This is a genomic window from Acinetobacter sp. C32I (assembly GCF_023702715.1).
Lineage (GTDB): Bacteria > Pseudomonadota > Gammaproteobacteria > Pseudomonadales > Moraxellaceae > Acinetobacter.
Window position 1 is genome coordinate 2,679,223 of record NZ_CP098480.1, and the last position, 13,134, is coordinate 2,692,356.

At 38.4% G+C, this 13,134-nt stretch carries 14 protein-coding genes and 1 pseudogene; 6 read left to right on the plus strand and 9 right to left on the minus strand.

Annotation, left to right across the window (positions count from 1 at the left end; all coding sequences use genetic code 11):
* The 3 genes from pilV to ispH form a co-directional block, all read right to left on the minus strand.
* A complete protein-coding gene (pilV, locus tag NDN13_RS12820) occupies window positions 1-543 on the minus strand; it encodes a type IV pilus modification protein PilV (RefSeq protein ID WP_502799541.1) in 543 nt (180 codons plus the stop codon).
* On the minus strand, window positions 543-1,106 hold the full coding sequence (locus tag NDN13_RS12825) for a pilus assembly FimT family protein (protein WP_251115729.1): 564 nt from the start codon (window positions 1,104-1,106) through the stop codon (window positions 543-545). Before NDN13_RS12825 ends, pilV begins: the two co-directional genes overlap by 1 nt.
* A gap of 140 nt (window positions 1,107-1,246) precedes the next feature.
* The gene (gene ispH, locus NDN13_RS12830; RefSeq protein ID WP_016542743.1) at window positions 1,247-2,197 is read right to left on the minus strand and encodes a 4-hydroxy-3-methylbut-2-enyl diphosphate reductase; all 951 of its coding nucleotides are present in this window, start codon (window positions 2,195-2,197) and stop codon (window positions 1,247-1,249) included.
* 103 nt (window positions 2,198-2,300) lie between these two features.
* On the opposite strand from ispH, the gene gmk reads away from it, so the two are divergent.
* The 6 genes from gmk (at window position 2,301) to bfr (ending at window position 7,354) form a co-directional block, all read left to right on the plus strand.
* Window positions 2,301-2,924: a guanylate kinase gene (gmk, locus tag NDN13_RS12835; RefSeq protein ID WP_251115730.1), complete on the plus strand. Its 624-nt coding sequence runs from the start codon at window positions 2,301-2,303 to the stop codon at window positions 2,922-2,924.
* 70 nt (window positions 2,925-2,994) lie between these two features.
* A complete protein-coding gene (rpoZ, locus tag NDN13_RS12840; protein WP_004803954.1) occupies window positions 2,995-3,273 on the plus strand; it encodes a DNA-directed RNA polymerase subunit omega in 279 nt (92 codons plus the stop codon).
* 328 nt (window positions 3,274-3,601) lie between these two features.
* Window positions 3,602-5,725 carry a RelA/SpoT family protein gene (locus NDN13_RS12845; protein ID WP_251115731.1) on the plus strand — a complete coding sequence of 708 codons (2,124 nt, stop codon included), beginning with the start codon at window positions 3,602-3,604 and terminating at the stop codon, window positions 5,723-5,725.
* Window positions 5,726-5,885: 160 nt separating this feature from the next.
* Window positions 5,886-6,266 (plus strand): deaminase RidA, encoded by a 381-nt coding sequence (gene ridA, locus NDN13_RS12850; protein ID WP_004657462.1) that lies wholly within the window; start codon window positions 5,886-5,888, stop codon window positions 6,264-6,266.
* Window positions 6,267-6,449: 183 nt separating this feature from the next.
* Window positions 6,450-6,644, plus strand: coding sequence for a bacterioferritin-associated ferredoxin (locus NDN13_RS12855; RefSeq protein WP_004776027.1), 195 nt, complete (start codon window positions 6,450-6,452; stop codon window positions 6,642-6,644).
* A gap of 245 nt (window positions 6,645-6,889) precedes the next feature.
* Entirely contained in the window at window positions 6,890-7,354 is a 465-nt protein-coding gene (gene bfr / locus NDN13_RS12860; protein WP_251115732.1) for a heteropolymeric bacterioferritin subunit Bfr, read from the plus strand.
* Window positions 7,355-7,427: 73 nt separating this feature from the next.
* On the opposite strand, the gene NDN13_RS12865 is transcribed toward bfr, so the two are convergent.
* The 6 genes and pseudogenes from NDN13_RS12865 to NDN13_RS12890 form a co-directional block, all read right to left on the minus strand.
* Window positions 7,428-9,068: a PglL family O-oligosaccharyltransferase gene (locus NDN13_RS12865; RefSeq protein WP_251115733.1), complete on the minus strand. Its 1,641-nt coding sequence runs from the start codon at window positions 9,066-9,068 to the stop codon at window positions 7,428-7,430.
* 82 nt (window positions 9,069-9,150) lie between these two features.
* Window positions 9,151-9,885 carry a TfpX/TfpZ family type IV pilin accessory protein gene (gene tfpZ, locus NDN13_RS12870; RefSeq protein ID WP_251115734.1) on the minus strand — a complete coding sequence of 245 codons (735 nt, stop codon included), beginning with the start codon at window positions 9,883-9,885 and terminating at the stop codon, window positions 9,151-9,153.
* A gap of 33 nt (window positions 9,886-9,918) precedes the next feature.
* Window positions 9,919-10,278 carry a pilin gene (locus NDN13_RS12875; RefSeq protein ID WP_251118230.1) on the minus strand — a complete coding sequence of 120 codons (360 nt, stop codon included), beginning with the start codon at window positions 10,276-10,278 and terminating at the stop codon, window positions 9,919-9,921.
* 53 nt (window positions 10,279-10,331) lie between these two features.
* Window positions 10,332-10,431, minus strand: a pseudogene (locus NDN13_RS19900) (type IV pilin protein); the annotation flags it as partial.
* A gap of 208 nt (window positions 10,432-10,639) precedes the next feature.
* Complete coding sequence (locus NDN13_RS12885; protein WP_251115735.1) at window positions 10,640-12,331, minus strand: O-antigen ligase family protein; 1,692 nt, start codon at window positions 12,329-12,331, stop codon at window positions 10,640-10,642.
* A gap of 104 nt (window positions 12,332-12,435) precedes the next feature.
* Window positions 12,436-12,957, minus strand: coding sequence for a pilin (locus NDN13_RS12890; protein WP_502799566.1), 522 nt, complete (start codon window positions 12,955-12,957; stop codon window positions 12,436-12,438).
* Window positions 12,958-13,134: the final 177 nt, after the last annotated feature.

Genomic DNA, 13,134 nt, shown 5'->3' on the forward strand with positions numbered 1-13,134 from the left:
TTAGAATGCCTCCATCACTAAACATTTAGCATCCACAATATAAGTTCCTGTAGTTGTATCAACGCATTGACTAATATCCGTTGCTGTAATTGTTGTTGGGCCCCAAGCGACGTAAACGCAATTCATTGAACTAGCCACACAATTTGCCATGACAATGACCTGACCATGGTCGTTTGCTTTTTTTAAAATTTCAGTCGAATCATGTTCCGCCATTGCAACAGGATTGCATTTGGGTAAGTCTATTTTTGTAGTAACAGGATCCGCATCACGACTTGTAGTCCCGACACACACCATTTTTCCATTATCAATTGTCTTAGCATTGATCGTTGTTTTGTAATTAGTTAAAGCTGTTCTATTTACTCTGATTCTTTCAACCAAATCTCGAGCCGTATTCATTGCTACTGTTTGTTCTGTCGCCTCTTGTGCAGCATCCATTGCTCTAAGTTGCAGAGCTGAAAAACCCAATACACCTAACGCTAAAATGATCAGTGCAACTAAGACTTCGACCAAACCAACCCCTTGTTGATAATGTTTATTTTTCATTAACATGTCCCCGTGCGAATTCCATCAACAGTCCCAATCTTTGATACAAGAATTGTTCGACTTTCATGGATACTTGCATTACATAAAGTAAATTCTAAAGGGACAATTTCAGGAATCTGACGAGGATTATTTGTTGGATCTGTATCACATAAGTTTGGCGTAGGGGCATTACATACTGGATTATTCACAGCTTTTGTTCTTTGTTTTGCACTACCTAGCCCTGAAAATACAACATCAATTTTATCGCTGGTTAATTCGATATCATTACGAGGAGAAACCCAATAAAATAGTGTTGCTGTATTTTTTGGACATACTATTTTTGTTTGAGCAGTGACGGGGTCTGTCTGTGTTGGGCAGATTAATTTCAATGTAATATTTTTACGTAAGGAAATCGCCTGCCCACGAGTCTCTCCAAAAAAAAGCGCAAAATCTTTAGCTGTTGTATCCAACCGCTTTCTTGTAATCAAATTACCAAATGATGGAACTGCTAAAGTAGCAATAACTGCAAATACTGCAATCGTCACCATCAATTCAATTAAGGTGAATCCCTGACTTTTCCCCATCGCCCCTGCACCTAATAATTAAAATTCACTACTCTATATTAAATTTTATTTTTACAGAACCAATACAAAGCAGATAAGCACCAAAAAAAAACGGATGGAGTGTCACCCATCCGTTTCCAGTTCACATTTTTCTAATAAAATTAGGCTTGTATCACTTGGATACGCAACTCTTTTGGTAGACTAAAGGTAATGTTTTCCTCTCGTCCTTGTAGCTCTTTGGGTGGAGTTGCACCCCAATCTTGTAAACGCTGAATCACTTGTTTAATTAGAATTTCAGGCGCTGATGCCCCTGCTGTGACCCCAATTTTACTGTCCTGTTTAAACCAAGCTTTTTCAAGTTGATCTGCATTATCGACCAAATACGCAGACTTCCCCATACGCTCAGCCAATTCGCGCAAACGATTTGAATTTGATGAATTCGGAGAGCCGACCACTAGAACCACATCACATTGCTCAGCCAAATCACGTACCGCATCTTGACGGTTTTGAGTGGCATAGCAGATATCATCTTTACGCGGACCTTGAATCAAAGGGAATTTGGTCCGTAATGCATCAATTACTTTGGCCGTGTCATCAATTGAAAGTGTAGTTTGCGTGACAAACGCGACTTTTTCAGGATGTTTGACCATGAGCGCTTCGACATCTTGCTCATCTTCAACCAGATAAATCTCACCACCTCGAGACTTATCATATTGCCCCATGGTGCCTTCAACTTCTGGGTGTCCTTCATGTCCAATCAGAATCGCTTCAGTCCCTTCGCGTGCATATTTGGTCACTTCGATATGCACCTTCGTCACCAATGGACAAGTTGCATCAAAGACTTTTAAACCACGGCGATCCGCTTCTTGCTGTACCGCTTTAGATACGCCATGTGCACTAAAAATCACAATCGAATCATCTGGGACTTGATCTAACTCATCCACAAAAACAGCACCACGCTGGCGTAAGTCATCAACCACAAATTTGTTGTGTACCACTTCATGGCGTACATAAATCGGTGGGTTAAAACATTCCAGTGCCCGATTGACGATTGCTATAGCACGGTCAACACCAGCACAAAAGCCTCGTGGATTGGCCAACACGATTTCCATAACATCCTCTCTCATCATCTGAATTTTTACACCAAACTATTTCGTTTAATGGCACGCTACACTACAATAGCCAAGATATTTTATCATATTCAGGAAAAATATCATGTCGGGTCTCTTGTTTGTCGTTTCTGCAGCTTCAGGAACAGGCAAAACATCTTTGGTCAAAGCCCTACTCGATCGAGTCAGCAATCTACACGTTTCTGTCTCACATACTACACGCGGTCAACGACCTGGCGAACTCGATGGTGTTCACTATCATTTTACCAGTAAAGAAAGCTTTTTAGCACAAGTGGACGAAGGCGGTTTTATCGAATACGCTGAAGTCTTTGGTAACTACTACGGCACTTCACAAGCCAAAGTTAAAGAACAACTGCAACAAGGTCATGATGTTTTACTCGAAATTGACTGGCAAGGTGCTGAACAGGTTCGTCGCCTTTTTCCTGAATCAAAACAAATCTTTATTCTCCCTCCAACACAATATGACTTAAGACAGCGCCTGTCTAATCGTGGTACAGACTCTGTTGATGTGATTGAGCATCGCCTCAGTTGTGCGGTTGAAGATATGCGTCATTTTGCCAGTTTTGACTATGTCATTATTAATGATGACTTCAATAAAGCTGTGCATGACTTGGAAGCGATTATTACCGCAAACCGTTTGGTGACCTTGCAACAAAGCACTCGCCATCAACAATTAATTGAAAACTTGATTACCCTTAATCGCGAATGACTTGAGTCTGACCGAAAAGCCTTTTATACTACTCAGTCTTTTCAAATGTAATGTTCAAACGAGACAACTTATGGCACGTGTAACCGTTGAAGATTGTTTAGACCATGTAGATAACCGCTTCGAGTTGGTACTGGTGGCGAGTAAACGTGCACGTCAATTGGCACGTCAAGGCATGGAACCCACTGTAGAATGGGACAATGACAAACCAACAGTGGTTGCTTTACGCGAAATTGCGATTGGTCATGTCACCAAAGAAATTTTAAAACAACGCGATCAAGACTACCAAACATCAAACCTTGATATGGTATTGTCTACAAATTCATTGAACTTAGAAGGTTTCACTTTCTAAATCGAATTTGTTATGCGAAAAGCCCATTGTGAATACACTGGGCTTTTTTCTTTCTTGCAAAATTCAACGCATATTGATAAAAGCAATATCCGTCATTGAAAAAATTTACGAGTTTTTATAATGAACAAATTGACAAGTTTCTCAATTTGCTTTTCATTAGAAGATAAGCGTAATGTCTTTGAGTACTTGCGCTAAAAATGAGTTTCAATGGTATTCAATATGATTGAGTACGTGAAGATTGTACTGAATCACAAAAGCATTTATGTAATACATCGTTCAAGTATCAACAGACAGATCATTACTGAATTCAAGTTATAAAAGGTGTTATATGCCAGGCGAAGAAGTCAGCCAAGCGAAGCAGCAGCTCAAAGTAATTATTGAAGCCTATCTCAAAGATAGTGACGTTCAACGTGTGCTTGCTGCCTGCGATTTTGCTGATCTAGCGCATAGCGGTATTACACGTAAAAGTGGTGAGCCCTATGTATTGCATCCGATTGCAGTAAGTTGCATTTTGGCACACATGCGTCTTGATGCGGACACATTGATGGCTGCACTTTTACATGATGTGATTGAAGATACTGAATTTACCAAAGATGAAATTGGGCAAAAATATGGGATCGTCGTCGCCGAACTGGTCGACGGTGTCACCAAACTCAGCCATTCCAGCGATAAAGAATATAACAAAGCCGCATCATTCCGAAAAATTCTGCAAGCAACCTTACAAGATCCGCGTGTCATTATTATTAAACTGGCTGACCGTTATCACAATATGACCACCTTGGGCGCACTACGCCCAGATAAACGCGCACGTATTGCCCAAGAAACGCTGGATATTTTTGTTCCGATGGCACGTCTGGTCGGTATGAACGAGATGGCAGATAACCTTGAACATCTCTGTTATCAAAACCTTGATTTAGACATGTTTAATGATGTGCAAACCGCATTATTGGAAACCAAGCCAAAACGCTGTGAATACCAAGCGGTTTGGGAGCAAAAACTTTCTGAACTGCTAAAAGCTTATGACCTCAAAGGTCGAATTAAAAAGAAAAACAACAACATCGAATTACTGCGTCATTTTATTAAAAATGAAATCGACTTAAATGAACTCAGCCACAGCCATGCCTTTGAAATCATTTTACAAAGTATTGCGGACTGCGACCGTCTGGTTGATGCACTAAAAGACAATTTTCAAGTTTTGCAATATCGCGACCATATTCGCCGTCCTTTACCTGGCGGGAACCAATCGCTCATGATCCAGTTGAAAGGTGAGAAAACCACACTTTCATTGACCATCCAAACCGAATTGATGCGTAAAGCAGCTCGTTTTGGTGTGGTACTCGGTGAAAATGCACCGCAAGCCTGTCGTTCAGCGATTCAAGCATCTATGCAGAACTTGAATACCTTAATTGATAGTGGCTGTGCAAAAACCACCTTTAGTGATCTGCTCGATTATTTGCACCAAGAAAAAATTTGGGTTTATACCCCACATGGACAATTGCATGAATTACCACAAGGTGCGACTGTGGTTGATTTCGCCTATTCAGCCAGTCTGTTCTTAGGTAACCACGCGGTTGGTGCCAAAGTCGATGGTGAAATTCGACCATTATCCACCCCATTGCATAGCGGTCAAGTGGTTGAGATTATTACTGATGTGTTGGCAACACCAAATCCAGATTGGCTCAGCTTCATTAATACCCAAAAAGCACGTCGCGCCTTGCAGAATATTCTGAGAGAACAAGACATCGATGAGCAGCGCTTAGTTGGACAGCAGGCCTTAAATCGCGCCTTAAAACTGTTCCAGCGTTCAATCAATGATCTTTCTCCAACAGATTGGATCAATGTACTTGAATGGCGACATTTAAGCAGTAAAGACACCTTATTTGAACAGATTGCAGTGGGTGATCTACTCCCGCAACTGGTTGCCAATCATTTATTTGCACAAGACTATCATTCACAGCATCATGACGCCTCTGATCGTTTAATCGTCGGTACAGAAGGCGTCGATGTCAAATATGCACATTGCTGTAATCCTGTATTGGGTGATCCAATTCAGGGACATTTATCGCGACGTGGCCTGATCGTGCATCGCTCCCGTTGTCGAAACTTATTACACGAACAGCATCTGCATCCTGAGAACATCATGCCACTGCATTGGCAATCTGAAGAAATTGATGATGTTCGTTTTAGTGCCTATCTATGCATCCATATGGCCATGAATGATGAACAGATTTCTGATTTGATCTACCAATGTCGTAAAGCCAAAACCGGCGTAGAAATGGTGCACTCGCAAGACCAAAAAACCTACGTGAATATCGTGGTCAGCAACCGAAATCAAATTGCTCAGATTATTCGAGACCTGCGGATGCACTTTGGCTTCCCACGTATCGAACGCTTAAATATGCCGATTGTTCAGCCTGAAGTGGCGAAATTAGCCACCGCCAGCTCAATATAAACATACTGTTCCAATCAAGCGTTTAGGCTACTTACAGGCATAAATATGCAAATAAAGAACTTCTGCTAGGGCGACTACGCAGTATTCAGCTCTTTCGCCGCTCTGGTTTTGTGTTAAAGTCACAGAGATTTAAGATAGAAAAACGACATAGGAGAGCTAAATGTCACGCCAAGTTATTCATACTGAACACGCCCCTGCTGCTATCGGAACATATTCTCAGGCAATTCTCGTTGGCAACACGCTCTACCTTTCTGGCCAGATTGGTTTAGATCCGTACAGTATGGAACTTGTAGAAGGCATTGAAGCCCAGATTCGTCGTGTATTTGATAACTTAAAAGCGGTCTGTACTGCTGCAGGTGGTAGTTTAGCGGATATCGCGAAATTAAATATTTTCCTGACTGACCTCTCTCACTTCCAATTGGTGAATCAGATCATGGGCGAATACTTTGCGCAACCTTATCCTGCGCGTGCAGCATTGGGTGTTGCCAGCTTACCAAAAGGTGCCTTGGTTGAAATGGATGGAATTGTGATCATTCCATAAGCATTTTTTTAAATTTATATTTATCAAAAAGATATAAATTATCAAAAATATCGCCGATCAGGCGGTATTTTTTTATTCAAATTCCCAATAAGAATATACTCATTGTTAGAATGAAATTCATTGACAAACGATAATAATTATCAATAATATCAATTATCGCATTTATATTTGTGGCTCACTCCCATGTATGTTTGTTTATGTCGTGGAATTACAGATCAGGATATCAAAGACGCCGTTGCAAATGGCGCCGAGAGCTATCGTGAAATCCGTGACCTACTCGATCTAGGCACATGTTGTGGTCGTTGTGCTCCTGAAGCCCGTGCTATTATCAGCGATGAACTTGCTGAAATCGCTGCGCGTATTTCTATAGCTGCCTGATTTATCTTCTAAATTATTCATCCAATTCAATTCATGTTTTACGACTCCACCGCTTCCTGTAGAACCTAAAAAGTTCCTCATCTAAGCGGTTTTTTTATAAAAATCAGAACCATATCAGGATGTTTTTGATTGTGATTTTCATTTGCCGTTCTATAAATTACTCGCCAGACGATCCTTTGTTGATTAAAATAAAATAAATTGCCTTAGCAACTAGGGCATCACTTGGTGTTTTTGGAGTAAGTGCAATGAAAGGCAATCGCGAAGTTATCAATCAGCTCAATCAAGTGCTGTACCATCATTTAACTGCGATCAACCAATATTTCTTACATTCTCGTATGTTTAATGATTGGGGAATTGAACAATTAGGTTCAGCGGAATACAAAGAATCTATTCGCCAAATGAAACATGCAGATAAAGTGATTGAGCGCATTTTATTCTTAGAAGGCTTACCGAACCTACAACACTTAGGCAAGCTGTATATTGGTCAACATACTGAAGAAGTCCTGAATTGCGATATTCGCAAGGTCAAAGAAAATATTGAAGCCCTCAAGCAAGCCGTTGAACTTGCAGAAGCAGAACAGGATTATGTGACCCGTGATCTGGTCCAAGAAATTCTAGAGAAAGAAGAAGAGTATTGGGATTGGCTCGATACTCAACTTGATCTGGTTGAGAATGTAGGTATCGAGAATTATATTCAAAGCCAAATCTAATTAAAATGATGCTTTAAGCCAAAGTACTCTTTGGATTGAATCAAAAATAAAGCCCTATAAAGGGCTTTATTTATTACTGTACTCGCTTATTCATTTCAATGACTTCTGGCAAACTAAGTGTTTGCCCATACAGCTGTTGTAAAATAAACAGCTGTTGTTCTGCTTGTTCAAACTTGTGATTATAAGCAAGCAGCTGTGCATACTTTTTTAAATTATAAGGCGTTGCCTTATTTTTGACTAAAGCATCAATCCATTCCAAATCAGTATCCAACATTTGTGTTTGAGGTTTTAGAGTGATCCAATCAAGTCGCTGCTGAAATTGCGTCAGCAACAGAATTTTAGAGCTTCCCAATATCTCTACTGTTGGTTGCTGCTTTTTAAAAATTAAACGGCTATTTTCCTGAAAAAGCTTATAGTCACGCCAGATCAATAATAACAGTACGATACCAATCAACCAGATCAAGCGAATGACATTTTTATTTACAGTCACTGCTTTTAGCTGAGGTGTTTGTGCTTGAACCAGACCTAATAAAAAGCCCATTGGCAGTAGGAAATACGCATATCGTTGTGGAAACTCTAGCATGGCATGAATCAGGATTGCGGCGACCATCATGATTGCAATCACAGAAGTGGTATCTCTGGCATTTCGATCTAACCAAAAGAACCACAGCCCCACATAAGCAATAATTAATAATCCAAGTGGCAAGCCATTCCAAACCAAGATATCAAGTAATACATTATGCGCACTAATTACCCACTCATGCGAAGGATGCAAATTGAAAATACTGATTTGCGCAACACTGGTCTGATTCCAGCCATAACCTAACCATGGCTGCTCTTTGAGCGCCAAAAGCATCTGCGTCCAGATATCAAAACGCAAATAACCTGAGCTGGCGCGCTCGGCAACACTGCTTGTTTGAATGACTTCTGAATTAAAGAAGGTTTCAATAAGATTGGTCAGCTGTGGTAAGCCCCAAGCCGCAATCACAAAAAAACCAACACACCAGATCCAAAGCTGAGCAAAGCTAAAGCGTGGTTTCTGCTTGTACTGCTTATACATCCAATAAAACAGGATAAATAAGCAGACTACCCACGAGGTTCGAGACTGAGTTAAGGTAATTGTAAAAAGAATCAATAGACTTGATGGCAATACCCACCATGATGCCATGACTCTTTTTTCATAGAGATATAACGCTCCCATTAAGCCCATAATCAAAAAGGTTGCTAAATGATTTGGCTGACCAAAGTTAGCATAAGGCCGGTCTCCCTTGAGTTGCATAATGCCATTAATGACACCATCTAGCCCACACCACTGCACAATCGCCATCACACTACAGACCATCGCGATACCGAATAAGAGCTTTGATATCTCCTGCATTAAAGCTTCACGCTGGTCTACTTGTAAAGAAAGGTTATAGCCGAGCACAATCATCAGCCAAAAGGCGAATACATAAAATGAACTTAAAAGAGCTGAGCTAAAATCATCTACTAGCCCAAAGCCCCATTGCAGTAATGGAACAGCAATAATCGGCGCAATCCAAAGTTGTGCTCTCGGAATAATGATTTTTTTATTGAGAAAAACTGTCAGTAAAACCAAGCCCGCAGCAAAACTAGCAAACTCACCAGAAAAGGTCACCCAAGGATAAGTATGGAATGGGGAGAGCCAAGCAAAGCTGACTAGAATACTGGCAAGAAAAAAGCATAAAAACTGCATACTTTGTACATTAAAAAAAAGCTTAGTGAATTATATCGCTAAGCCTTAAGCTACAAATTAAATATAAGATAAAAACTACAATTTACTTCCACGGACGCAGGTCAACAATTTTAACTACCTCACCTTTTTCCCTATTAATGAGAACAGTCATATCAGCTGCATTTGCTTTTAAAGGAACAAAAGCTGTCGCCTGCGGGTATTTTACTAGTACAGTCTGTACATTAGCCCTATCATTAAATTGGCTTAATAACTTTAAATCTTGAGCACGATGCTGAATTTTTTGCTTTACTCGTTCTAATGGTACATAGCGCTCGGGCTTATGAGCAATTGAAATCCCCCCCAATAGCTCTGCGAACATTTCATTACTACGAACATCTTTATCTTTTGCAAATTCCACCCCTACAAACTGAGGCTTAAGCCAAGAAGGCTTTTGATATCGAGGCAATGCCTGTGCAATATGCTCCGTTAGAATTTCATTATTACGTACAAGCTCAAAACGATCTACATTATAAGCAAGCCATACGGGCCGCCCTTGAGCAATACTATATACACCATAACTCAATGCAATCAGCTGAATTAAAATTATAATACTTAAATCTATTTTTAAATTCTTTTTCGCTTCTTTATAAACATATAATCCCAACAATGGTCCAACAACAACATCAATTGCCAACATCATAAGAAAAATATGCGTCACCCCTACTGCTTGAGCAAGTGGAACGGGGTACCAAATAAAGAAAACAACACCAATCACCATTAAAGCAACAAAAGATGACATTGCTAAATGGCTCAGAAAAAATTTAAGGCGTTTTGACACTAATATTACCTACATAATTTTATCAATTAAGGATTATCTGCATTCGGATGGTGCATAAATGGCAGGCAAATCCCCCAAGTCAGCAGCTAATCCTTTTGCAGTTGCAGAAGTAGATGTAGCTGTTGCACAAGCCCAATCAATCGTACCATTCGAAGTCACTGTTAATTTAGCCTTACTAACATTCGGTGTTAACACAACTGTTTTCCCCAGCACTGCCGTCGGCAATCCTAAACTTGTATTGGTTGTCAGTGTAACCGTAATAACACCATCATTAGCAATTTGCATATTTGAGACATAGCGAGTTTGTTTTTCAGTTATGGCTTTCGAATTATAGTCTGTTGCTGTACTCACAACCATAGCCATCCCGCCGACCAGAAATGATTCACTCACCATAGTTTTTGTAGCACTTGCAATAACCAAGGCTTCGCTAATTTTTACCCGTGCTACATGCCGCTGATAGGCTGGAATGGCCACAGCCGCTAAAATACCAATAATAGCAACCACTATCATTAGCTCGATTAATGTAAAACCATGATTTTTTTTCATTATGGTATATCTCCATAGACTTCTTATTATGTAATCAAAAAGTATGCCAAAAAATAAATTAATAAATAACAACAACTTAATACAATAAAAAGAAATGAAGAAATACTTTTTTGAAAAAAGTGACAATTTTTTCCACTTTTAGAATACATACCTCTCATCACTTCTGATAATGTGAGAGGTAGAATCTCAAAGTAATTTCCCCAAAAATTTAATTTTTATATTTATCTTTAATAGTAGAATAAATCACCTTAAATTCGATTGGATTCTGTTCTGAAAGAGACTTTAAATATTCCTTTGTTTCATTACATCTATGGTGGAATTCATATTGACAACTAGCACTAAAATAATAAATAGCTGTCTCGGTATTTTTATTCATTGCTAGGAATGTAGCATGTCTAACAAGATAAGGATATGTAGGAAAATAGTTTACAATTTTCCCTCCCAACACGATCTTTTCTTCTAAACTAAAATTACCTTCTGCAATAATCTCATACGCCATAATATCATTAAAAAAACCAAAGCCAAAAACTGGTTTTAATCCAATAATTTCTCTTGCTTTTTCATTTATACCAACATTGTCATCAACCATCAGATTAAAGACCTTTGCTAGTTCTTTATACTGAAAATAATAGTAGCAAGACACAATAGAAAAAACACAAAAAACCAAAGAAAACAAATACCCTTTATTTAAAAAATAAAATGGTTTATCGTCACGATCAAACAAAGAAAGAAAAATAGAAAAGACCATTAAATACTTAAATTCCCATAAAGGAAATTCAAAGCAAGAATAAATTAAAATAACAAATAAAACCAGAGCAACATAAGATTCAGCAATCCCAGATATTTTTTTTATATTTTTAATCAGGATGTAAATAAACAAAACTAAGATAACTAAACCTAAAAGTCCAAATTCGCTCAATAATTGACTGACAAAAAAATGAGAATGATCAGCTGAACTAAACCATTTCAGCTTCTCAAAATAAGTTAGCCCTGTACCAGTAAAATTTTTCCAGCCAACTCCCGTAATTGGATGCTCAGATATATTTAACCATGATTGATACAAAAGAGAGATTCGAGGATCTTCAAAACTCGATGCAGTTCTTTCTACAAGTGTTGTTGTTTGCGAAAAATGTGGATATGCCAAAACCCCACAGATCAATCCAATCAAACAAAAAAACGACTCTTTCAACTTCATCAAAGCAATCTTATTGTAATGATTCTGCATCCCATTAAATAAAATTACGCAAAAAATTAGTATTAAAAATCCACTTCGACTTATAGTAAAAGCAACACCTACACTTAAAAAAAATAATATAATATTTTTTAAAATATTATTTTTAATATAAAACATTGAAGAAACTATGCCTAATACAAAAACAAATGCTGTTTGGTTAGGTTGAAATAAATTCCCAGAAAAACGTTCCTTCTGTAATGGCAACTTCATTAAGTCTATAACTGTTGAGAAATTAAAAACATGGACCATTTGTGTTAATAACAATAAAACAGCACCAACAATAAGAATAAGTGCCATATTTTCAATTAGCTTTTCTTTATCAATTACATTAGAAACCGCAACGGATAAAAAAAACATGAGCAATATGATCGCCAATGGAAAGACAAGACCATCCACATAGACAATATTATTTAAAATTGGCTGCAGCAATAAGACTAAAAAAATGAACAACCAAGCTAAATTGCTAAAATAAATTTTTATTTTTTTTCTATAAAATGCAAAAAAACCACCAATAGAGCAAAACAAAAAAACGACAGCATGTATATAAAAATCATGGTAACTCGGCGCATAATGCTGATAACTTAAGATTCCATATAAAAAAGCAAATCCAATAAAAAAAGTAAAAAACTTTTCATCCATCTGCTTTAACTGCAATATATTTCCCATCTTTTCCCCTGAAGACGATTAAACATTATTTTTTAATCACAACTAAAAATTGCGAATAAAAAAAGACTGGCAAACTGCCAGTCTTTTTTTATACAACGCTGAGCTTAACGACACTCAGAAGGTGCATATTTTGCTGGTAAAGCATTAGTTGTAGGTGCACCGGTAACAAAGCCACGAGCTGTTGCTTGAGCTATTCCAGCAGTCATACAAGACCATTCAACCGAACCACTTTGACCGTCAGCCAATGCTGCTGCAGTACCTGTAGATTTAGTATACGGAGCCATAACCACTTCTTTTTGACGCGCATCTGTTGGCAAGCTGCTATCGTTAGATGTTGTAAGTGTGATTGTTCCTGTAGTACTTGCTGCAGCAATCTGTTTTAAGTATTTGCTCACATTAGTTGCGCCGCCTTGTGCAACTGAGTTTGCAGCTGATGCAACACCTACCATACCGTTAGTTTGGAAACCTTCTGAAATTGCAGATTTCGCAGATGCGCCCGCAGCAATTACTTCAGAAATTTTCGCACGTACCGTATAGTCTTGATATGCAGGAATCGCAACTGCCGCCAAGATACCGATAATCGCGACAACGATCATCAATTCGATAAGAGTAAAACCCTTTTGCATTGATTTCATAACATTTCTCCAATGGATATTTTTTTATAAGCTTTTTTCAGCTATTTAGTAATTAGCATGTTTTATGCCAGTCCTTAGCTTAGCTAATTTTAACCTAAAAAAACAGGGACTTAAAAAAAATTCATATTGAATAAAATCAGAGCAATTCGGACACTTTAAGAAAAAAAA